21 protein-coding genes and 2 pseudogenes are annotated in these 20,948 nt (G+C 48.7%); 15 read left to right on the top strand and 8 right to left on the bottom strand.

Annotated elements, in window-relative coordinates:
- The first annotated feature begins 104 nt into the window (after window positions 1-104).
- The gene (locus NC981_RS02445; protein WP_348241379.1) at window positions 105-323 is read left to right on the top strand and encodes a hypothetical protein; all 219 of its coding nucleotides are present in this window, start codon (window positions 105-107) and stop codon (window positions 321-323) included.
- Here NC981_RS02445 and NC981_RS02440 read toward each other — a convergent pair.
- The 3 genes from NC981_RS02440 to NC981_RS02430 all read right to left on the bottom strand — a co-directional run bounded on the left by NC981_RS02440 (window position 273) and on the right by NC981_RS02430 (window position 2,529).
- On the bottom strand, window positions 273-635 hold the full coding sequence (locus NC981_RS02440; protein WP_348242027.1) for an ATP-binding protein: 363 nt from the start codon (window positions 633-635) through the stop codon (window positions 273-275). The two genes, NC981_RS02445 and NC981_RS02440, sit on opposite strands and share 51 nt — an antisense overlap.
- Window positions 533-2,221, bottom strand: a complete 1,689-nt coding sequence (locus NC981_RS02435; RefSeq protein WP_348241378.1) for a CHASE3 domain-containing protein — start codon at window positions 2,219-2,221, stop codon at window positions 533-535. Before NC981_RS02435 ends, NC981_RS02440 begins: the two co-directional genes overlap by 103 nt.
- 176 nt (window positions 2,222-2,397) lie before the next feature.
- The gene (locus tag NC981_RS02430) at window positions 2,398-2,529 is read right to left on the bottom strand and encodes a hypothetical protein (protein WP_277881520.1); all 132 of its coding nucleotides are present in this window, start codon (window positions 2,527-2,529) and stop codon (window positions 2,398-2,400) included.
- Window positions 2,530-2,585: 56 nt separating this feature from the next.
- Here NC981_RS02430 and apcA point away from each other — a divergent pair, with 56 nt between their 5' ends.
- From apcA to NC981_RS02375, 11 genes are all read left to right on the top strand, one after another.
- Window positions 2,586-3,071, top strand: a complete 486-nt coding sequence (gene apcA / locus NC981_RS02425; protein ID WP_348241377.1) for an allophycocyanin subunit alpha — start codon at window positions 2,586-2,588, stop codon at window positions 3,069-3,071.
- 62 nt (window positions 3,072-3,133) lie between these two features.
- A complete protein-coding gene (apcB, locus tag NC981_RS02420; RefSeq protein ID WP_190378506.1) occupies window positions 3,134-3,619 on the top strand; it encodes an allophycocyanin subunit beta in 486 nt (161 codons plus the stop codon).
- A gap of 291 nt (window positions 3,620-3,910) precedes the next feature.
- Entirely contained in the window at window positions 3,911-4,114 is a 204-nt protein-coding gene (locus NC981_RS02415) for a phycobilisome linker polypeptide (protein ID WP_059000225.1), read from the top strand.
- Between the two features lie 132 nt (window positions 4,115-4,246).
- On the top strand, window positions 4,247-4,780 hold the full coding sequence (locus NC981_RS02410) for a hypothetical protein (protein WP_348242051.1): 534 nt from the start codon (window positions 4,247-4,249) through the stop codon (window positions 4,778-4,780).
- A gap of 35 nt (window positions 4,781-4,815) precedes the next feature.
- A complete protein-coding gene (locus NC981_RS02405; RefSeq protein WP_348242026.1) occupies window positions 4,816-5,028 on the top strand; it encodes a hypothetical protein in 213 nt (70 codons plus the stop codon).
- Window positions 5,029-5,106: 78 nt separating this feature from the next.
- Window positions 5,107-5,301 carry a hypothetical protein gene (locus tag NC981_RS02400; protein ID WP_348241376.1) on the top strand — a complete coding sequence of 65 codons (195 nt, stop codon included), beginning with the start codon at window positions 5,107-5,109 and terminating at the stop codon, window positions 5,299-5,301.
- Between the two features lie 21 nt (window positions 5,302-5,322).
- Window positions 5,323-5,487, top strand: a complete 165-nt coding sequence (locus NC981_RS02395) for a hypothetical protein (RefSeq protein WP_348241375.1) — start codon at window positions 5,323-5,325, stop codon at window positions 5,485-5,487.
- 317 nt (window positions 5,488-5,804) lie between these two features.
- Window positions 5,805-7,115, top strand: a complete 1,311-nt coding sequence (locus NC981_RS02390) for an ABC transporter substrate-binding protein (protein WP_348241374.1) — start codon at window positions 5,805-5,807, stop codon at window positions 7,113-7,115.
- Window positions 7,116-7,118: 3 nt separating this feature from the next.
- Window positions 7,119-8,024, top strand: a complete 906-nt coding sequence (locus NC981_RS02385) for a sugar ABC transporter permease (protein ID WP_190378501.1) — start codon at window positions 7,119-7,121, stop codon at window positions 8,022-8,024.
- A 2-nt stretch (window positions 8,025-8,026) separates the two neighbouring features.
- Window positions 8,027-8,908, top strand: a complete 882-nt coding sequence (locus NC981_RS02380; protein ID WP_190378500.1) for a carbohydrate ABC transporter permease — start codon at window positions 8,027-8,029, stop codon at window positions 8,906-8,908.
- 20 nt (window positions 8,909-8,928) lie between these two features.
- Window positions 8,929-10,029, top strand: a complete 1,101-nt coding sequence (locus tag NC981_RS02375) for an ABC transporter ATP-binding protein (protein WP_348241373.1) — start codon at window positions 8,929-8,931, stop codon at window positions 10,027-10,029.
- 35 nt (window positions 10,030-10,064) lie between these two features.
- Here the strand turns inward: NC981_RS02375 and NC981_RS02370 are convergent, their stop codons facing one another.
- Entirely contained in the window at window positions 10,065-11,780 is a 1,716-nt protein-coding gene (locus NC981_RS02370; protein WP_348241372.1) for an ATP-binding protein, read from the bottom strand.
- A gap of 201 nt (window positions 11,781-11,981) precedes the next feature.
- Here NC981_RS02370 and NC981_RS02365 point away from each other — a divergent pair.
- The 3 genes and pseudogenes from NC981_RS02365 to NC981_RS02355 all read left to right on the top strand — a co-directional run.
- Window positions 11,982-12,803 (top strand): annotated as a pseudogene (locus NC981_RS02365) (substrate-binding domain-containing protein); the annotation flags it as partial.
- 1,644 nt (window positions 12,804-14,447) lie between these two features.
- Window positions 14,448-15,485, top strand: a pseudogene (locus NC981_RS02360) (DUF4912 domain-containing protein); the annotation flags it as partial.
- Between the two features lie 13 nt (window positions 15,486-15,498).
- Window positions 15,499-16,341, top strand: a complete 843-nt coding sequence (locus NC981_RS02355) for a carbonic anhydrase (protein ID WP_348241371.1) — start codon at window positions 15,499-15,501, stop codon at window positions 16,339-16,341.
- 58 nt (window positions 16,342-16,399) lie between these two features.
- Here NC981_RS02355 and NC981_RS02350 read toward each other — a convergent pair whose 3' ends face one another.
- From NC981_RS02350 to leuS, 4 genes are read right to left on the bottom strand one after another with little or no spacing between them, the layout of a single operon-like run.
- Window positions 16,400-16,900, bottom strand: a complete 501-nt coding sequence (locus NC981_RS02350; RefSeq protein WP_348241370.1) for a hypothetical protein — start codon at window positions 16,898-16,900, stop codon at window positions 16,400-16,402.
- A gap of 56 nt (window positions 16,901-16,956) precedes the next feature.
- Window positions 16,957-17,982: an agmatinase family protein gene (locus NC981_RS02345; protein WP_348241369.1), complete on the bottom strand. Its 1,026-nt coding sequence runs from the start codon at window positions 17,980-17,982 to the stop codon at window positions 16,957-16,959.
- An 11-nt stretch (window positions 17,983-17,993) separates the two neighbouring features.
- The gene (locus NC981_RS02340) at window positions 17,994-18,314 is read right to left on the bottom strand and encodes a type II toxin-antitoxin system HicA family toxin (RefSeq protein ID WP_348241368.1); all 321 of its coding nucleotides are present in this window, start codon (window positions 18,312-18,314) and stop codon (window positions 17,994-17,996) included.
- A gap of 5 nt (window positions 18,315-18,319) precedes the next feature.
- Window positions 18,320-20,899, bottom strand: a complete 2,580-nt coding sequence (leuS, locus tag NC981_RS02335) for a leucine--tRNA ligase (protein ID WP_348241367.1) — start codon at window positions 20,897-20,899, stop codon at window positions 18,320-18,322.
- Between the last annotated feature and the right edge of the window lie 49 nt (window positions 20,900-20,948).

The following is a 20,948-nucleotide window of genomic DNA, read 5'->3' as shown; positions in this document are numbered from 1 at the left end:
AGTCAGAGAATCGTAATGTATATCTGGGGAATAATGGCAAGAGTTTATAATATTTTTTAACATAGACAGCATCATGAACCCACTCCCACCCCTTAGAGCGCATTATGATTCGTCAACCCTCTCCTGAACTGGCTACGTTCCTTTCAAGGCTGCGATCGGGAATTTGGATCTTCGGCATTTCCTCCTGGCTGTTTGGCATTACCGATCGCTCGATCGCCGCGTTAATGGACGGCTATCTCTCTGCATTAGATATCGCCCAACTCTTTACCGCTTCATTCTTCTTTGTTGGCTGGCTGTTTCTCAAGCCCGCTAAACTGTTCTGAAATGGCAGATTCTACCAAGGGTAATGCGACTACAAAGGTTGCCCCTTGCCTTTCTCCCTCGCTTTCGGCGCGCACCGTTCCACCCTGCAACTCAGCGAGGTGGCGCGCGATCGCGAGTCCCAATCCGAGTCCCCCGAACTGCCGGGTACTGCTTCCATCTGCCTGTTTAAAGTGATCAAACACATACGGCAGAAACTCAGGGGCGATGCCTACCCCATTATCCCGAACTGTAATTTCGGCTGTCCGTGATTGAGCACTTTCGTTCTGGGATAGTGCAACTTCAACTCGTCCGTTTTCTGCTGTAAATTTGATGGCATTAGAAAGTAGATTCCAGACAATTTGTTGAAGTCGATTGGAGTCTCCCGAAACCCTGTATGGCACATCAGGACTAATAAATTGAATTGAGATTTTTTTCGCTTCTGCGGAAAGTTGAAGGTGTCGATCGCCGATAGAATTGAATTCCGTAAATCTACAGGCTCACTTTTTAGTACCAGCTTACCCTTCAAAATTCGCGATATATCTAATAAATCGTCAATCAAGTTAATCTGAATCTTTGCATTCCGTTCAATAATATCTAAAGCGCGATCGGCAACTGACGAATCAAACTTGCGTTGACGCAGCAACTGTACCCAGCCCAAGATTGGATTCAATGGTGTTCGTAACTCATGAGACAGAACTGCTAAAAACTCATCTTTAATTTGATTTGACTTGGCTAACTGTTCGCTTCGATCTTGCAGCGATTTCATCAAATTCGCTCGATCGATTGCGATCGCAACTTGATCTGTTGCTGCCTGCATTAACTCTTGTTCTTCAAGTGTAAAAGAAGTCCGCGATCGACTACCAAACGACAACACCCCTAGCACTTTTCCTTGAGTAATCAAGGGTTGACTAGAGTAAGCGGTAATACCCAGCGATCGTATCAAACTAGTTTTTTCTAGAACTGAACTTTGAACATCACTAATAGAAATTTGTATTCCATCCTGTACAACCTGACCACATACAGCCTGGCCGAGCTCTAGCTCTAGAAGATCCATCTTTTGTTCAGCCGTTAATCCATATGATGAAGCTAGTTTTAGAGAAGCGCCATTCCCTCTAGGGGTTACTAAATAATTGATATAAAACCCTAAGCCTAACTGCGCTGAAAGTCTTTCATATAAGTTATCTAGTAGCGAGATTGGATCTTCCGCTAACAATAACTCTCGCGTTGTATCGTATAGCAAATTCAGCTTGCCATTCTGCTTACGCAAAGCTTGCTCTGCTAACTCACGCTGAATTAAATTTCGCCGCAACTGCAAGACCAAAACTTCAAGAAATAACGCGATCGCCAAGCAGCTTGGAATCGTCAGACTCACGATCGTATTCAGCCGATTTCGCTCAGCATTCGCTCGCTCTTCTAACAATTGGTTTTCTTCATTCTGCATTTCGCTAATCAACCCGCGAATCTCAGTCATCAAAGATAGACCTTGATTGCTCTTCACAATTGATCGCGCCGGCTCAAATTGATTTGCATCTGCTAACTTAATCGTTCTCCTGATTAGAGCAAAACGATCGAGCAGCAATTGATTAATGCGTGATAGTCGTTGCTGCTGGCTGAGATTATCCTTGGTCAAACTTCGCAACTGAACCATCGTTTGATCGACAGTTTGAATCGAATCTTCATACGGTTGTAAATATTGGCGATCCTGCGTGAGCAGATATCCCCGTTGCCCTAACTCAGCATTCTTTAGCTGTGAGAGTAAAGATTGAGTTGCCAGCAAAACCTGTTGCGTGTGATTTTCCCACTGCTTCGCCTCGCGATATCCCGCCAACGTGGAGTAGGACAGCGTTCCAATCCCGACCAGGGCTGCAAGTGAACACCAAGCGCCGATCGAGGTATTGCATGAAAAAGACCGCTTCATGTAGCGCTCCAAATCAACCGTGAGGCAGATTTTACATCGCCTGTACTCCCTCTGGGTCTACTACAAGACGGATTCCCATATGTGTTCTCTATCCTGAGTAAAGATATTACAAAATGTTTCAGACTCACCAGGATAGTGAACACAATGCCGCACAATAATTTCGGAAGGTCGCTAAGTCAAAACGCTTGCGTCACAGAGGTTGCCCGAACTGCTTCATTGCAGTTCTGACGAATCTCAAGCTTGACAGCCCTCAGACATCCTGAGAAGCTGAAAGCCACGGCTCCAAGCGCGTAAACTTGCAAAGCCATTTGGGGAACTCCCGTTTTAAACACACTCGGTTACATTTCCTTGGAGGAATCCATCAATGAGTATTGTCACGAAGTCAATCGTGAACGCTGACGCTGAGGCACGTTACCTCAGCCCCGGTGAATTGGATCGGATCAAAGGCTTCGTCACCACGGGTGAGCGCCGCCTGCGGATCGCACAAACCTTGACCGATTCGCGTGAGCGCATCGTCAAGCAAGCAGGTGATCAACTGTTCCAAAAGCGTCCTGATGTTGTTTCTCCTGGTGGAAACGCATACGGCGAAGAAATGACCGCTACCTGTCTGCGTGACTTGGACTACTACCTGCGTCTCGTAACCTACGGAATCGTTGCAGGTGATGTAACCCCGATCGAAGAAATCGGTATCGTCGGCGTGAGAGAAATGTACAACTCGTTGGGAACTCCGATTCCTGCGGTTGCAGAAGGCATTCGCGCTATGAAGAGCGTTGCTTCCTCGCTGCTCTCGTCTGATGATGCGTCTGAAGCTGGCGCTTACTTCGACTATGTAATCGGTGCAATGCAGTAATTGCTGCCTTGATCGATTTCCTCCTTGTTTAACTAGACCACGCGACTTACGGAACTTTAACCATGCAAGACGCAATTACCTCGGTAATCAATACTTCTGACGTTCAAGGTAAGTACCTTGACTCTTCATCCCTCGAAAAGCTCAAAGGCTACTTCCAAACGGGTGAACTGCGCGTTCGTGCAGCGACCACCATCTCGGCTAACGCAGCAGCGATCGTCAAAGAAGCTGTCGCTAAGTCCTTGTTGTACTCGGACATCACCCGCCCCGGTGGAAACATGTACACCACCCGTCGTTATGCTGCTTGCATCCGCGACCTCGACTACTACCTCCGCTATGCAACCTACGCAATGTTGGCTGGAGATCCTTCGATCCTCGATGAGCGCGTGCTCAACGGATTGAAAGAAACCTACAACAGCTTGGGTGTACCCATTGCTGCTACCGTTCAATCGATCCAAGCTATGAAAGAAGTCACGGCTGGATTGGTTGGTTCTGACGCTGGTAAAGAAATGGGCGTTTACTTCGACTACATCAGCTCTGGTTTGAGCTAACTCGCGAAAGGTTGAGAATGGAGTGATCTTCGTTCTTTAGCTTTCGGACTGGTTTGGAAGTCTGGAGTGAGTATTAAGTTGTTGAGGCGTATTTAAGCTTTTACGATTTAATGTTGACTCTTGGCTTCCAACCTTTTAAACAGAGGTTTTGTGAAACCGGCGATCGTTCCAATGTGTTAAGCCGCTATTTTTAGCTGAATTGGCGATCGACTCTTTTTGAGATTTTTCTAAACTCAACTCTTGCAAGGCACTTTTTTTGCTGCGCCTTTCTTCATCTTTAGGAGAGATCCCATGAGAATGTTCAAGATTACCGCTTGTGTTCCGAGCCAAACTCGGATTCGCACACAGCGCGAACTGCAAAATACGTTCTTTACCAAGCTTGTCCCTTACGAGAACTGGTTCAAAGAGCAGCAACGCATCCAAAAAATGGGTGGAAAGATTGTGAAGGTGGAACTGGCTACGGGTAAACAGGGCATGAATACAGGTCTGGCGTAAGCGAGTTCTGAATGTTTGCTAACTCTGAGCATTAGCGGGAGGTTTTAGACCTCCTTTTTTGTTGGTTGATCATAAGGTCATTTTCTACATTAATTGGAAGATCAAAGCAGAAATGTATACCCGCAATGGCTTATGTCTACGAGTGACACAATAGCTGCTCTAGCTCTACTATTTTTCTTTAACTGTATCTGTGCTTACCCTGTATTTCCAGTTTCTACGAAGACGCGAGTAGTAAAGCTTACTTTACTTAATTGGTTTTCAGAAAGTAATTCAAGTAGCGAAACAGTCTTGGTTCTACATTTAGCTTTTGCAAACTTGGGCAATCAGCCCAGTGTTTCGTTAAATGTTGGATTAGCCTTTGAAGGTAGCAGGAAGAACCGTGTACTACTTCCAGAGCAAGAAAATGAACGTAAACCGATGCTCTTGAAGCCTTCAGACATTCAGCCAGAAACCTATAAATTTGTGTGCCCAGAAAGTCTTTTTTCATTTGTTCTAGATCAGGATTCGAGGCGGCAGGAAATTAGACCGATTATCCGTTTTGAAATTCTTGATTCTACTGGAAAACACCATGAGAGAAACTTGTATGGTTGTATTGTTAAAGTTGAAAACTTCAAAGTGTGTGGTACATCATATTCACGATATGCACAAGTAACATTACACTCGTAAGCCTACTAGAGAATAATTGTGGCACGATTACCAAAATACAGCTTTATGGAAGCAAAACAGAACAACTTTCTCGCACTGATGCCGAAGCAATTTTAAAGCGTCTACCAGAGCGAATCCGATCGGCTCTGATCGCGCCATCGGAAGAAATTAGGTTTCCGATCAAAGCAGTGCTTGAGATGGCGATCGCAAGTTTTTTAGACTTGGAGGCGTTAGGTTTTGCAGATTGCAAGCCGGGGCGCGGTCAGTAAGTCATTATCTAAGCATGAATCACCATACTGCTTGAAAACAATCCGTACAATAAAGGGGCGTTCTCTTTCTCATCAACTATGAAGCGGATTGTTTTGATTGTGGGGTTTGAGTTGCTTAATGCGGGATTGTATGGGCAGGTGGCGGACTTGGCGCAGGCGCGGTGTTCGGGGTTAGATGTGCGGGTGTTTAGTGATCGTTCTAGATTCAATAGCAAAGTCGAAGACGTTGAAGTGTTGAGCGTTGAAAAGCGCTATTTGTTAAGCTATGTTTAGATCGATCGCAAAATTGCTTCTATGACGAGCGAACTTCAACCCGAAAAGAACGAGCCACAAATCACGACTGAAGCAGAAACTGAGCAAGTATCCGAAAGCGATACGCTGCTCTGTCCGCACTGTAAACGCACGGCGACAAATGGAATTAAGTGCCAGGGAATCTGTGTCGCTGATAGTGATTATTAGACCGAGCTGTAAAGCGTGCTTCGGACTGTTTGAGCCTTCCTCAACATGGCTAAAGCCTAATTTCTATTAAGACAGAAGCTTCTCGTTATTATCAGAAACTAATAGGCTTATTCAACTAACTTAACATTCTTTTTAAACTCATCCATCTTAAAGAAGATGAGGGCGAGATCGCCATATTCATATGATTTAGAACGCTGGAACTTCTACAGAAATGCTTAGTTTTAGCGTTTGATTTCTGTTCAAATTTTGCCCAATTCACCATTTACTCAACGCAATACGATCGCGAATTCAAACCGCGATCGCAGGGTAATTCGCCTATGCAACTCCTACAAGAATATCGCTATAAATTCGTGCAATATTGGCGACGATCGCTCACATTTCGCATCGTTAGCTCCTTTGTTGCATTCGCCTTAACTGCGCTGCTGGTTGTTCTTCCTCTAAGAGCTCAGCAGCCTGTTATATTGTCAATCTTGATTCCCGCTCCAGATGTGAAGCCGTTTCCACCTCTAATTGCAGAGTTTGAGCGGCAAAACCCAGGCATTAAGATCAATATTGTTGAAGGCCCGAACTCTTCTAATTTAGTTGAAGATCTCTATTCCTCTGCATTCTTGCTTGGTGACTCGCCTTATGATCTCCTCAACATGGATATCACTTGGGTTCCCAAGTTCGCCGCAGCAGGATGGCTGCAAGATATGTCCGACATCTTGCCGGAACCAGAGCTAGGAAAGTTCCTCAAGGGGGACATCGAAGGTGGACGGTATAAAGGTAAGCTTTATCGCTTGCCCTACCGGACAGATGTGGGAATGCTTTACTACCGATCGGACTTACTCCAGCAAGCCGGATTAAAGCCGCCGGAAACGTTCCAAGATTTGATGCAAGCCTCGAAGGCGGTTCAATCGAAAGATGCAGCGCAGTGGGGCTATGTGTGGCAGGGTCGGCAGTATGAAGGACTATCGGCGATGTTCATCGAAGTTCTGCAAGGAAATGGGGGTTTTTGGATCAATCCTCAGACCAATGAAGTGGGACTCGATCGACCTGAAGCGATCGACACGGTGAAATTCCTGGTCAGCACAATCCAACAAGGGGTTTCACCGCCAGGAGTCAACACTTACATCGAAGAAGATGCACGACGGTTATTCCAAAATGGCAACACGCTATTTATGCGCAATTGGCCCTACGCTTGGGATTTGCTGAACGGCAAAGATTCTCCGGTACGCGGCAAAGTTGGTATTAAGCCAATGATTCACGCGCCAGATGCACGCAGTGGAGCGTGCCAAGGCGGCTGGGGACTGGGAATTTCCAGCACCACCCGACACCCTCAAGAAGCCCGGAAAGCAGTGCAATTCTTCACCAGCACAGAAGCTCAGAAGCAATTAGCGATCGCAGGTGCCTACTTACCGACGCGGCGTGAACTGTACAACGATCGAGAACTGCTTCAGCGCTACGAATACTTTCCAATGATTCTGAAAGTTCTGGAAAACCCGGCATTGCGTCCCCCGATCGCGCAATATGCCCAAACCTCAGACATTTTGCAACGCTACTTGAATGCAGCGCTGTCTCGGCAAATTTCACCCGAAGAAGCGATGCAATCGGCAGCACGAGAAACGCGATCGCTGTTAGGAGCTTAGCCGATGAAAGACATCATTCGAGAACGAGAACGCCGCGCAGGGTGGTTCCTCACAATTCCCGCATTGGTCATCCTGGCGCTGGTGTTTGCTTACCCAATTTTGAGAGCGTTCTGGCAAAGTTTGTTCGCAATTAACTTGGGAACTCAACTTAATCCACAGTTCGCAGGACTTTCTAACTTTGGCCGCATGGCGCAAGATGGGCGGTTTTGGCGCACGATGCTGAATTCAACCGTCTTTACGCTTGCCTCTGTATTCCTCGAATTGATTTTGGGGATGGGAATTGCCTTGGTGCTGAACCAGAAGTTTCGGGGACGGGGGACAGTTAGAACGATCGCGATTCTCCCTTGGGCATTGCCGACTGCGCTGATTGCACTGGGCTGGACTTGGATTTTTAACGACCAGTACGGCATTGTGAATGATATTCTGCTGCGCTTGGGACTTGTGAAAACGGGTGTGAACTGGCTCGGCGATCCAACCTTAGCCATGATTGCCGTGATTCTGGCAGATGTGTGGAAAACGACTCCGTTTATCAGCATCTTATTATTAGCTGGATTACAGTCGATTTCAAATGATTTGTACGAAGCGCAAGCGATCGATGGAGCCAGCCCCTGGCAAAGCTTCCGGCAGATCACTCTGCCGCTATTGATGCCGCAAGTTGTAATCGCGTTGTTATTCCGACTTGCACAATCGTTTGGCATCTTCGACTTGATCAGCGTGATGACTGGTGGTGGCCCGGGAGGTGCAACCGAAACTGTGTCGCTTTACATTTACTCAACTGTAATGCGGTATTTGGATTTCGGTTACGGTGCAGCGCTGGTGGTTGTGACGTTCTTACTGTTGGTGTTAGCCGTCGCGATCGCGTCGTACTTCCTCACTCGATCTAGAGCCAAAGCCGCAGGAGAAATCTAACTATGACCACTGTATTTCCAGAATCCGTTGATCGTAGAGCGCCAAGCGGTGGAGCGAAGATTGGTCGCAAAATTATCTTGCCGATCGCGGTCGCGTTCACCGTTATCTTCTGCCTCGCCCCAATTTTGTGGCAGTTGTTGACTTCAGTGAAGGTCAACGCTGATATTGCGGCAATTCCGAACGTCTACTTTCCCACACGCTACACCCTGGATCACTATCGCGAACTGTTCCAGCGTCGCCCGTTTTTGAACTATATCTTCAATAGCGCGATCGTTTCTTTTGCTTCAACGATTTTGGCATTGGGCGTGGGTGCGCCTGCGGCTTATGCGTTGGCACGATTGAAGCTCCAGGGAGAACGTTGGATTCTCGCAACCATTTTGATTGTGACATTGTTTCCACCAATTCTATTGTTCTTTGGATTGTTAGAAATCGTTCGCTATCTCAACCTCGGTAATAACTATCTCGCGCTGATCATTCCTTACACTGCGATCAATTTACCGTTAACCATCTTGGTGATGCGGAGTTTCTTTCAGCAATTACCGAAAGATCTCGAAGATGCGGCCAGAGTTGATGGCTATAGCACTCCTCGAATGCTGCTCGAAGTGGTCTTACCGATGACAATTCCAGCATTGGTTACAACTGGAATTCTCACCTTCATTTCTGCGTGGAACGAATTCATCTTTGCGTTGACGTTTATCACTCGCGAAGACATGAAAACCGTTCCGGTTGCAGGTGCTCAACTCGGTGGTGCTTCCCCGTTTGAAATTCCGTTTGGCCCGATCGCAGCGGCTACGGTTCTCGGTACGATTCCGCTCGTGCTATTGGTGCTGTTCTTCCAGCGCCGCATTGTTCAAGGTCTGACTGCTGGAGCCGTTAAAGGATAACTCTTATCACATCAAACATCATGACTAAAAATCTACAACTCATTGATTTGAGAAAGGCTTACACTCCCAAGGTTGTTCCGGTCAAAAACATCAGTTTAGAAGTGAATCAAGGTGAATTTCTCACGCTGTTAGGCCCATCAGGCTGCGGGAAATCTACAATTTTGCGGCTGATTGCAGGACTCGAACAGCCCACCAGCGGACGAGTGATGATCAATGGTCACGATGTCAGCCGCTTGAGTCCGGGCGATCGCAACATTGCAATGGTGTTTCAAAGCTATGCGCTGTATCCCCATATGTCGGTTTACGAGAACATTGCATCTGGGCTAAAACTGCGAAAAACGCCCCACGCTGAAGTCAAAGAGCGCATTCGGGAAGTTGCAGATTTTCTAGGCTTGCATGAATTAATGGATCGTAAACCCGGACAGTTATCTGGAGGTCAACGGCAACGGGTAGCAGTGGCGCGAACCTTAGTTCGTCGTCCTGATTTGTTCTTGCTGGATGAACCCCTCAGTAACTTAGATGCACTGTTGCGGGAACATGTCCGGGCAGAACTGAAACAACTCTTCGGATCGCAAAATGCGCCGATCGTTTATGTGACGCACGACCAAACCGAAGCGATGACGCTTTCGACTAAAGTTGCCGTGCTGAACAATGGCTATCTGCAACAGTTCGATCGACCCGATGTAATTTACAGTCATCCTGCCAACGAATTTGTGGCAGGCTTTATTGGTAGTCCGCAAATGAACTTCTTGCGAGTTCCTTGCGACAATGGCAGCGCACTCGTTGGCAATACTCGGATTCCTACACCCCGTGGATATGCAGCGCGAGAAGTGGTGCTGGGCATTCGTCCGGAGCATGTACACCTGGCTCAAGGTCAAAATGAACCCGTTCTTAACGGCGAAGTCTTTCTGACTGAGAACCTAGGAATGCACGACTTAGTGAGTTGCCACCTTCAGAGTGCGTCTGGTGAACCAATGAAGGTTCGGGCAATTCTGCCGGTGCATTCTGGGTTCAGCAATGGTAGCACTGTGCGATTGGCGTTCCCAGTTGAGCATATTCACTGGTTTGATGCCACCACAGGCGATCGTGTTTCTAGTAGCGAATCACGAGTCGCGGCATAGTTACGCATCGTTACGCATCATTACAAGAGGTGCGATCATAATTGAGATTGCACCTCAACCTGTCGAATTGGCAGCGTGACCACAAGTTCTGCACCCTGCAATGGAATTGATCGACATTTCAAACTGCCATGATGCTGCTGAGTCACAATCTGATAGCTCATGGCTAACCCCATTCCTGTGCCTTGACCAATCGGCTTAGTGGTAAAGAATGGGTCGAACATTCGAGCCTGCTCTGATTCGGCAATCCCCATGCCGTTATCAATAATCCGAATCTGGACTTGCTCGGCATCGACTTGCTCGGTGTAAATTTCGATCGTTGGCTGTGGATGATGCACTAGCCATTGCGGGTTTTGAATTGCCACTTCTAGCGCATCGATCGCATTCGTAATAATTTGCAGAAACACCTGGTTCAACGAACCTGCAAAGCATTCGATTCTGGGTAGCTCAGCGTAATTTCTTGTAACTTTAAGTTTGTATCCCTGATAGTCCTGATTTAAACGACTCTGCAAGATCGTCAGTGTACTTTCGATGCCATCGTGAATATTCACTCGCTTCAATGCCGCTTCGTCAAGCCGGGAAAACGTCCGCAACGATAAAACAATGTCTTGAATGCGTTCTGCACCCGTCTGCATCGAATTCAGCAGCTTATCTAAATCACTGGAAATAAACTCAAGGTCGATCGCTGCAATCTGTTCCTCAACTTCTGGATGCGGCTGCGGATAATGTTTTTGATAGAGATGAATTAAGTCAAAAATATCAGCGAAATAATCATTGGCGTGACACAGATTGCCATAGATAAAGCTAATGGGATTGTTAATTTCGTGAGCAATGCCTGCCACAAGCTGACCCAGCGAAGACATCTTCTCACTGTGAATAAGTTGCGTTTGAGTGCGTTTGAGGTCTTGCAGTGTGTTTTCGAGGTCGATCGCTTGCTGTCTTAGCTGTGCTTCCGATCGACGTAGTGCTTCTTCGTTGAGCTTGCCTTCGGTTATATTCAGAATGACCCCATCCCATAGCACTGATCCATCCGCCTGTCGCTCTGGTCTAGACTGCTTCTGAATCCAAATTAGCCGACCAGATGGAGTAGTAAGCCGTCCTAACCAAGTACAAGGCTGAAGTGTGGCGGCTGAGTGCCAAATCGATCTCCAAAGCTCTACTTGATCATCAGGATGAACCTGATTCATGAGCAGATCGGAATTGCGATAAACTTGCTCCGGTTCTAGCTCAAACAACTCCTGTGAGTATGCGCTGATGTAGGGAAAACTGACTTTACCCTCCAGTGATAGTCGAAACTGATACAGCACCCCTGGAACATTCGCGGCAAGTCTTTGAAACCGGGCCTCACTGCGCTGTAGTGCGATTTGTGCATACTTACGAGCGCTAATATCGCGAACAATCACTAAAGCTTCCTGCTCATTGCAGCGCGTCACGCGCACTTCTTCATACTGCCACTGTCCATCGACTTCGAGTTCTTGTTCATAGACTTGCACTTCATTCGTGACGATCGCTCGCTCTACGTAAACCATACGCTGGGCTGCCAGATGAGGCGGCAAAATTTCCCATAGAAACTTTCCTCGCCAGTCTACTCCTGCGCTAAATAGCCGAAACGCTACCGATTGCGGAACGTGAAAATCTAAACAAACTCCTGCTCGATTCAAGCGCAGCATGATATCTGGAATCGCTTCTAGCAAGAGTTGATAGCTGCGATCGTCTTGACTAGAAACGAGGTAATCCCGGTCGTTAATACGCATCACCAAATCTTTAACAGGATTTTTTACAAAGTTCCCGATTTTTGCATCTGTCCTACCGTGACCAGGAGTGCTGCAAATCACATTCAGTATGGTTTGCTAACGTGCGCCCATACATCGACAGAAGCGGACTTTGAACGATCGCTATATAATACGTTGCAAATTCTATTTTAATCTGCACTGGTGTAAGAGGCATTTGAATTAATGTTGCCAAATCAGAAATCGTCTGCGCTCGGTTTTGCCCTACTGCTGACCACGGTTGCAGCAGCAAAACCCCTCGAATCGATCATTGCCCCTCCAACGTTGGCTCAGACCGCACCGCCGACCTTTCCCCTTCCGTCTTCTGTCCCCTCTGGAACCACCGTGCAGATTGAGGGATCAAGCAGCATGGCGACAACTAATCAAGCGCTGAAACAGCGATTTGAAAGTCAATTTTCGGGCAGCAAAATCAATCTCAACTATTCCGGGAGTGCGGTTGGACTGCAAGCCCTCCGCGATGGCAGGGTTGACTTGGCCGCGATCGGGCGATCGTTGACGCAATCAGAGCGTGATCAGGGGCTGATTCCCGTTGCGGTCGGACGCGGCAAGATTGCGCTGATCATTAGTCCAGACAATCCCTTTAGAGGCAGTATCACGGTACCGCAGTTTGTGAAAATTGTCCGGGGTGAAATTACGGACTGGTCGGAATTAGGCGGCACACCGGGACGGATTCGCTTTATCGATCGACCCGACCTGAGCGATACCCGTACTGCCTTTCGCAACTACGCCATCTTCATCGACACACCCTATCAAGTTGGCTCTACCGCAACCCGGACGGGTGAAGATAGCACTCAAGCCGTGGCTCAGCAGCTTGATAAAGATGGACTCAGCTTTGCACCTGCAAATCAAGTCTTAAATCAGGCAAATCTGCGGATTGTGCCGATGCACAACACCTTGCCTACTGATCCGCGCTATCCCTTTTCACAGCCCTTTTACTACGTTCATAAAGCGAATCCCTCTCCGGGTGCAGCCGCGTTCTTGGGCTACACGACTTCTAACTCAGGGGTAGAAGCCGCTCGTGCTGCTGAAACCGATCCGGCTTCGTTAGCCATCAACTCAGATGCAGTGCTGACGGCAGGAAGCGCCGCCGCAGGCGCATTAAATGCGGGAGCCAGTGCTGGATCGTCTCCTGCCCCCGCAGGCTCACCCGTTGGCGCACCGTCTACGGTAGCACCGGGCGCTTCTGGCACATCAGGCGCAACGGCTCTCAGTTCAACTCCCGGTATATCAGCATCTGACACATCGACATCTGGCGCATCGAATGCAGCGCCCCTCGCCACAAATCCAACCAACTCCCAAAATAGTGATAGCGGTGTTCCGGGCTGGCTCTGGTGGCTGTTGCCGTTGGGGCTTGCCGCACTTTTGATCGGCTGGCTGCTGCGTCGTCGAACGCGAGGCGCGGTGCAAGCAACGACCCCTGCGGCGACAGAACTACCGCCCCGGCCTCGACCTGTCACTCCACCGCCCCCCCCGCCTCTGATGAATCCTTCAACTTCAGATGGCAGTCTGGCATCGCGTGCGGGTTCGGTGATTAATTCTGATCGCGCCGCGATCGCAGAAGTTCAACCGCCCACAGTTTCTCCTGCTGCGGTTGGAGGAGCGGCACTGGTAGGAGCGGGAGCCGCTTCGGTGTCCGATCAAGCAGAGCCGACAGAACCGCCTGAAGCCTCAGCAATTCCCGCAGAACCACCTGCGATCGTCGCTGAATCTCTTGAATCGATCGAGCCACCCGTGATTGCAGAATCGACTCCGGTTCCCGATCGCCCCTTGATTGAAATCCGTGAGATGCCAGCGGTCGACACCCCAACTTTGCACTCCGCTACGATTGAGCCACCGGAAGCGCCCCCGGAAATTAACTTGCCAACGGGAGCAATGCTTGGGGGAATGGCTGGACTTGGAGCCGTCGCCTTGATGCGTGAGGAATCGGATAACCTGCCTGAACCCGAACCGCTCACATCTTTAGACGCGATCGAGCCGCTCGAAGGAGCCGAAGTCGCTCCGCTCGATCAGCCTGCGATCGAACTGAACCTTGATGATGCACCCAGTAGCGTCGATGAACTAGCACCAGTCGCATTCGATGAATCCCCCACGTCTCTAGATACGATCGAACCGCTCGATGAGGTCGAAGATGCACCGCTCGACCTGCCTTCGATCAACCTGGATCTCGATGACGCACCCACGGTAGACGAACTTCCGCTAATTTCAGCCCCTGATGTAGATTATGTGCAACTCGATTTAGATGCGGCTGTCCCTGAAGCGACGATCGTCGATCCGCTTGGAACGCTTGATTCTGAAAGTGTAATTCCGGGGCTTGCAGCATTCGGTGGAGCAGCAGCACTCTCAGGACTCGGAGCCACTGAATCGACTGTAGGGAATGAGGCTGCGATCGTGGAACCAACATTCATTGAAGCAACGACTCCTGAACCGGGAATTCCTCCGTCCGAACTTTCTGAAATCGATGCGGGCGCGGATCTCGAAACCGATGAATTCGAGACAATGGATACGAGCGCCGATGAGACCGATACGATCGCTGAAGAACCGTCTACGAGGGTTGGCGCAACTACCCTTGCGGCAGGCGGAATGGGACTTGCGGCAGGATTGGCGACTCGGAGCGATGCGGGTCAAACCGATGTCGAGGCAGCGCGATTTGATCTTGGACAAACGGATTTGTCTAGCGAAACGTTAGCCTCAGTCGATGAAGGCTTACCGGAATTACCCGATGGCTATGGAGAAAGCCGAATCGTGCTGATGCCCCGTGATCCGCGATGGGCGTATACGTACTGGGACATTCCCAACGAACACAAATCAGAACTGTGTAGCCAAGGTGGACAAACGCTCGTTTTACGTTTGGCTGATGTTACCGATCTCGATCTAACCCATCAAAGCCCGCATAACTTACAGCAATTTGAATGTGATGAACTCGCCCGCGATTGGTATCTCCCCATTCCGGTGAGCGATCGCGATTACCTAGTCGAAATCGGTTACGTTGCCGGAGACGGACGCTGGCTGATGCTGGCGCGATCGCTGCCTGTCCGAATTCCGCCCGTGTATCCGTCTACTTGGGAGTACGAGCAATTCGCAACCGTTCCTTGGGACAACAATTTGCGGGGTCAAACTCCCTTGACGCTGCCCTCACCTCTGGAAGAGCGCGATTTGGTGGTCGCCCCAAATGCGATGTATGATCGGATATTCGATTTATCTCAAGGTGCAGAACTTCAGCGAATTGCAGGGTCGATCTTTGGCTCTATGCAGCAAGTTCCCGTCGATCGTTCGATCGCGTTTCCGTCTGGTGCAGGACTATTGCCCCCCACTGCTTCCGGGATTTCTGGAATGTCTGGGATTGGCATGTCTGGAGCCGGATTATTCTCGGGCAGTGCTATTCCGATTCGCCCCCGCCGATTCTGGCTGGTTGCCGACGCGGAACTGATTGTATATGGTGCAACGGAACCGGATGCGATCGTAACGATCGCAGGCGAAACGATTCCGCTCAATCCAGACGGAACCTTCCGATTCCAAATGCCGTTCCAAGATGGTTTAATCGATTATCCGATCTTGGCAGTGGCAAAAGATGGAGAGCAAACGCGATCGATTCATCTGAAGTTCACCCGCGAGACACCAAGCCGAAACACCAACACCAAAGACGAAGCCATTGACGAATGGCAATCATAACTGGAAGGGAGCGATGAAAAAGTTAATTCAAGGACACCGACAATTTCGAGAGAGTTACGTTCCGCGACACCTGGATCAGCTAGAAGAACTGTCGCACGGTCAAAAGCCGCGTGTTCTATTTATTACCTGCTCTGACTCCCGCATTGATCCAAATTTGATTACTCAAGCGGATATCGGTGATCTGTTTATCATTCGCAATGCTGGAAATATTATTCCACCGTATGGCGCGGCGAACGGTGGAGAAGGGGCGGCGGTTGAATATGCGATTAATGCCCTGGATATTCAGCAAATTATTGTCTGTGGTCACTCTCACTGCGGCGCGATGAAGGGCTTGTTACAGCTTGGCAAGCTTGAAGAAGAAATGCCGCTGGTGTACGACTGGCTGAAGCATTCAGAAGCGACGCGGCGATTGGTGAGAGAAAATTACAGCCAGTACAGCGGCGAACAACTGTTAGAGATTACGATCGCCGAAAACGTTCTCACCCAAATCGAGAATCTCAAAACCTATCCAGTTGTGCATTCGCGCTTGTACCAGCGCAAACTCGAAATCTTTGCCTGGGTTTATCACATTGAAACTGGGGAAGTTCTCGCGTTTGATCCGGAGACTCATGCGTATGTTCCGCCGCAAAGTCAGCTATCGCTCCGAGAGCGCGGTGAAGTGGCTCCCAAACAGTACACAAAAACGAGCGCTCCGCCTGTTGCGTGTGAGTTAGTCCCGGATGTGCCTGCGGTTTCCAATGGAAACGGACGTTTGCCAGAGCCCGTCTGTGCTGAAGTGCCCATTGAGTCGATGCCTTGGCTGTCGCCGGAACAAGCCGATCGCATTTATCGCGGCTCAGTCGCTCGACGGCAGTAGAGGCTGAGAAAATCGTGATCGCTCTAAACGCTAAAGTTGGGGCGATCGCTTTCTAGAGTTAACTCAACACGCTAGACCATCCGAGCGTTGACAGCATAATCAGATTGCTGCACCAAAACAAGCCTAAAATCCATAGCAGTACAGTCATTCCTTTGCGATTTACAACATTCCCAGAGGCTTGACTGATGAGTTGTTGCGATCGCCAAAGTTGCCACAAGCGAAAGATAGTGTAAACCGTTCCAATCGCGACAACTAAACTCGGAAATCCAAGGCTGCTAAAAATCTGCTCGGTCAGAATTTGAATGATCAATGCAGACAGATAAAGCCCCAGAATTTTGCGGATTTGGGGATGTTTGAACCAGACTATCCAGGCAATGCCGGGAAGAATCACCCCCAGCGTGATTGCCAGCCAGATCCAAATTCCCATAAAACAACGTTCTGCATCGTTAAAGTGAATGGTTTGAGCGATCGGCACCGCTCGTATGCTGATGAGCCAACCAAGCGCGATCGTCAGCAGTGTGGCAAACAGCGCAAACGAAAAGACCGTTTTCCAAGACATACAAGTGGAATGACACTGTACTGAATCAGACTAAGACTTAAAGATAACCTTTTCCTCTATTGCAAGGATGAATCCATTAGATTGCACAGTTTGTAGAGAGTTCTGGCAGCAACATTTCCATCCCATTCAGCATTCCCAATTTCAACGACATCAAAGCCAATCACCTTACGTCCACTGTTAACGACTTCGCGGAACAAACAGAAAGCTTGCTCTAGCTCTAATCCACCGGGCACAGGTGTTCCAGTCATCGGGCAAAGCTTCGGATCAAAGCCATCGACATCGACGCTGATATAAACTTCTTGCGGCAGTTCTGCCACGATTTGCTGGCAAATTTGAAGCCAAGGCACACCCGCATACTGTTTCTGTTTCAGCATCGAATCATAGTAGGTTGAGATTCGACCGTTAGAGTCGCGAATTAGGTTTACTTCGTCTAAACAAACATCGCGAATTCCAACTTGCACAAGCTTGGTCATCTGTGGCAGTGTCAGCACGTTGTACATGATCGAGGCGTGCGAATACTCGAAGCCTTCGTAAGCCTGGCGCAAATCCGCATGAGCATCAATGTGCAGAATGCCAAAATTCTCGTGATGTTGGGCGATCGCTCTCAAGTACCCCAGCGGCACACTATGATCCCCACCCACGACTGCGACTCGTTTTCCTTGCTGAAGGGCGCGATCGCTCTGTTCAAATAACCATTGGTTCAGTGTTTCACCCGCTTGATTGATTGTTTCGAGTAACTGAGATAGTTCTGAATCTAGCTGTTCTCCAATAGATAAGCGATCGATAATCTTCGCGGCATCCGCTCGGAGTCGATCGGAGCGATCGAGAATGGTTTGTGGAATCTCAGGCATAAAGATTCCTTGTTTCCACCCGTCTGGATTGTCAAAGTCATACAAATCAAGCTGCGACGAAGCGTTCAGCATTGCTGCTACACCTCGCGCAGTTCCGGCATTGTAAGAAACCGTCACTTCCCAGGGCACACCCAACACAATTAATTTTGCCGAGTCATAGTCAAACGGCAAGCCAAACAATCGACCCATGACACCTATGCCACTAGGATCATAGTTCTGTAAATCTGTCATTTTTTAAGTTCCTATACAGTTTGAAGCGTTTTTCCAAAGGTTTGTGGTTCCGGTAAAGGTTCGCCTTCTGCGCTGGCTTCGCCCCCCGAAGGGAATGCTGATTCAACTAACAGTTCCAATACTTCCTGTGACGAATTTGATAAGGTACGACTCCCCTTTCTATTTTGGAGATTGACAAGATCAGGAATGTCAGGGTGATGAAAAATATGATGACTGCCATTAATCCGAGAAAGGGTAGAGCCGAAGCCTTCAACCAGTGTTACAAGTTCATCAAATGAGACGTTGTTTGAACCCTCCAAAATTTTTTTGAGTAATTTTCGCTTTTTCGACATTCAAGCTAGACCACGACGAAGTTGACGAGTTTCCCAGGCACAACAATTACCTTCTTAATCTCTTTGCCTTCGATGTAGCGTTTTGCAATCTCTGACTCTCGCGCAAATTGTTCTAATGCGGCTTTGTCGTCTGCGATCGCAGTTGCTGCCTCGATCGTTCCGCGTGTTTTGCCTAAGATTTGAATCACGATCGTTTTCTCATCGGCGATTAATGCACTTGGATCAACGATCGGGAAAGACTGCGTATGAATTGAGTCGGAATGTCCGATCGTGTGCCACAGTTCCTCAGCAATGTGTGGAGCAAACGGCGCTAACAATCGCAGCAATGTATCAATGCCTTCGGCATAAACCGGGGAATCTTTTTGAGCATCGCTTAAGGCATTGCTCAATTTCATCAGTTCAGAGACTGCCGTGTTGAATTGATAGTCACCCTGCAAATCTTCGGTGACTTCTTTGATTGCCGTGTGAATCGATCGCCGCAAATCTTTCTCAGGTTTGGATAAATTGCCGTGGGTAGAGACGCGATTAATCGCTCTACCCACACCGGATTCCGTCACCAATCGCCATACCCGATTGAGGAATCGGAATTGCCCTTCAACGTCGGCATCTTCCCACTCCAAATCTTTCTCAGGCGGTGCTTTGAATAAGATAAACATCCGCGCCGTATCCGCCCCGTATTTATCGACAACATCACCCGGAGCTACACCGTTGTACTTCGATTTCGACATTTTCTCGAATACAACTTCTAGCTTTTCTCCGGTTGCTGGATCGATCGGATTGGTTGCATCTTTAATCTCAGCAGGAAGCACATACTTTCCAGTGGTTGGATTTTTGTAAGTTCTGCCCTGAACCATACCTTGAGTAAGTAAACGCTCGAAGGGTTCATCGAAGTTCAACAGACCCCGATCGCGCAATACCTTCGTAAAAAATCGCGAATACAGTAAATGTAAAATCGCGTGTTCAATTCCGCCCACGTATTGATCCACAGGCATCCAATCGTTTGTGATTGTGCGATCGAATACTGCTTGATCATTGTTGGCATCGGGATAGCGCAAGAAATACCACGACGAATCGATAAACGTATCCATCGTGTCGGTCTCGCGTTTTGCAGGCGTTCCACAACTCGGACAAGAAACATTCAGCCACGATTCTAACTGGGTTAACGGTGAGCCACCTTTACCGGAGAACTCAACATTCTCAGGCAGTGCAACAGGTAAGTCAGAGTCGGGAACCGGAACCGCACCACACTTCGGACAGTGAATGATCGGAATCGGTGCGCCCCAGTATCTTTGTCGTGAAATTAACCAATCCCTTAAGCGATAGTTCGAGGTACCTTTCCCTTTTTGCTTCGATTCAAGGAATGCGATCGCTGCTTCAACACTCTGACCTTTTCCTTTCCCTGCCGGAACACCATCCAACACACCGGAATTCACCATCACCCCTTCGCCCGGAAAGGCTTCGGTCATAGTTGCAGCATCTAAAGTTTGATCCGGGGGCTGAACGACGACTTTGATCGGTAAATCGAACTTCTTCGCGAACTCAAAATCTCGCTGATCGTGGGCTGGAACTGCCATAATTGCACCTGTTCCATAGTCCATCAGCACATAATCTGCAATCCAAATCGGAATCTTCTGATCGTTAACGGGATTGATTGCATAGCTACCCGTCCAAACACCCGTCTTTTCTTGACCTTCAGCAGTACGATCGATATCACTTTTCGCTGCCGCCGCTTCTTGATACTGCTGAATTGCTTCTGCTTGTTCCGGGGTCGTCAACTTCTCGACTAAAGGATGCTCCGGCGACAACACCATGAATGATGCACCCCACAGCGTATCAGGACGAGTCGTAAACACAACAATTTCGTCACCTGCTTCTGTGGTGAAAGTCACTTGTGCGCCCGTGGACTTGCCAATCCAATTTGCCTGCATTAACTTAACGCGATCGGGCCATCCCTTCAGCTTGTCTAAATCCGTTAACAATTGCTCTGCATAATCTGTGATCTTCAAAAACCACTGACGCAGCAACTTCCGTTCGACTTTCGCCCCCGATCGCCAAGACCGTCCATCGGCATCCACCTGCTCATTGGCTAATACAGTTTGATCGATCGGATCCCAATTCACCGTGGCTTCTTTCTGATACGCCAAACCTGCCTTAAAGAACTCCAAGAAAATCCACTGTGTCCAGCGATAGTAGTCTGGCGAACAGGTTGCTACTTCTTTTGTCCAATCAAACGAGATGCCCAACTGCTTTAACTGGTCGCGCATCTGATCGATATTTTGATACGTCCATTTCGCGGGATGAACGCCGCGCTCGATCGCTGCATTTTCCGCAGGCAACCCGAACGCATCCCAACCCATCGGATTCAGGACGCGATATCCTTGCATCCGTTTGAGTCGAGCGATCACATCGACGATCGTATACACCCGCACATGCCCCATGTGGAGATTGCCAGAGGGATACGGAAACATAGACAGCGCGTAAAACTTCGGCTTATCGCTCGTTTCAGGCGTTTGGGACAACTCGGCATCTGTCCAAGCTTGCTGCCATTTTGCTTCGATCTCTGTGGGGGTGTAACGGAACTCCACGAATCAACTCCTGAATACGAATATGGGGCAAAATTATCTGCTTACCCAT

Origin of the sequence: Leptolyngbya sp. DQ-M1 (genome assembly GCF_039962505.1) — a bacterium.
GTDB lineage: Bacteria > Cyanobacteriota > Cyanobacteriia > Leptolyngbyales > Leptolyngbyaceae > Leptolyngbya.
Note: the sequence above shows the minus strand (reverse complement) of the source record. Positions and strands in the feature narration are given on the sequence as shown.

What these genes read in the sequence shown, in the direction of transcription:
- NC981_RS02340 (WP_348241368.1), bottom strand. Translation starts at nt 18,314, where the DNA reads ATGTCGAAAAAGCGAAAATTACTCAAAAAAATTTTGGAGGGTTCAAAC.
- NC981_RS02380 (WP_190378500.1), top strand. Translation starts at nt 8,027, where the DNA reads ATGACCACTGTATTTCCAGAATCCGTTGATCGTAGAGCGCCAAGCGGT.
- NC981_RS02445 (WP_348241379.1), top strand. Translation starts at nt 105, where the DNA reads ATGATTCGTCAACCCTCTCCTGAACTGGCTACGTTCCTTTCAAGGCTG.
- NC981_RS02375 (WP_348241373.1), top strand. Translation starts at nt 8,929, where the DNA reads ATGACTAAAAATCTACAACTCATTGATTTGAGAAAGGCTTACACTCCC.
- apcB (WP_190378506.1), top strand. Translation starts at nt 3,134, where the DNA reads ATGCAAGACGCAATTACCTCGGTAATCAATACTTCTGACGTTCAAGGT.
- NC981_RS02370 (WP_348241372.1), bottom strand. Translation starts at nt 11,780, where the DNA reads ATGCGTATTAACGACCGGGATTACCTCGTTTCTAGTCAAGACGATCGC.
- apcA (WP_348241377.1), top strand. Translation starts at nt 2,586, where the DNA reads ATGAGTATTGTCACGAAGTCAATCGTGAACGCTGACGCTGAGGCACGT.
- NC981_RS02345 (WP_348241369.1), bottom strand. Translation starts at nt 17,982, where the DNA reads ATGACAGATTTACAGAACTATGATCCTAGTGGCATAGGTGTCATGGGT.
- NC981_RS02395 (WP_348241375.1), top strand. Translation starts at nt 5,323, where the DNA reads ATGACGAGCGAACTTCAACCCGAAAAGAACGAGCCACAAATCACGACT.
- NC981_RS02385 (WP_190378501.1), top strand. Translation starts at nt 7,119, where the DNA reads ATGAAAGACATCATTCGAGAACGAGAACGCCGCGCAGGGTGGTTCCTC.
- NC981_RS02350 (WP_348241370.1), bottom strand. Translation starts at nt 16,900, where the DNA reads ATGTCTTGGAAAACGGTCTTTTCGTTTGCGCTGTTTGCCACACTGCTG.
- NC981_RS02415 (WP_059000225.1), top strand. Translation starts at nt 3,911, where the DNA reads ATGAGAATGTTCAAGATTACCGCTTGTGTTCCGAGCCAAACTCGGATT.
- NC981_RS02435 (WP_348241378.1), bottom strand. Translation starts at nt 2,221, where the DNA reads ATGAAGCGGTCTTTTTCATGCAATACCTCGATCGGCGCTTGGTGTTCA.
- NC981_RS02400 (WP_348241376.1), top strand. Translation starts at nt 5,107, where the DNA reads ATGAAGCGGATTGTTTTGATTGTGGGGTTTGAGTTGCTTAATGCGGGA.
- NC981_RS02410 (WP_348242051.1), top strand. Translation starts at nt 4,247, where the DNA reads ATGTCTACGAGTGACACAATAGCTGCTCTAGCTCTACTATTTTTCTTT.
- NC981_RS02430 (WP_277881520.1), bottom strand. Translation starts at nt 2,529, where the DNA reads ATGGCTTTGCAAGTTTACGCGCTTGGAGCCGTGGCTTTCAGCTTCTCA.
- NC981_RS02390 (WP_348241374.1), top strand. Translation starts at nt 5,805, where the DNA reads ATGCAACTCCTACAAGAATATCGCTATAAATTCGTGCAATATTGGCGA.
- NC981_RS02355 (WP_348241371.1), top strand. Translation starts at nt 15,499, where the DNA reads ATGAAAAAGTTAATTCAAGGACACCGACAATTTCGAGAGAGTTACGTT.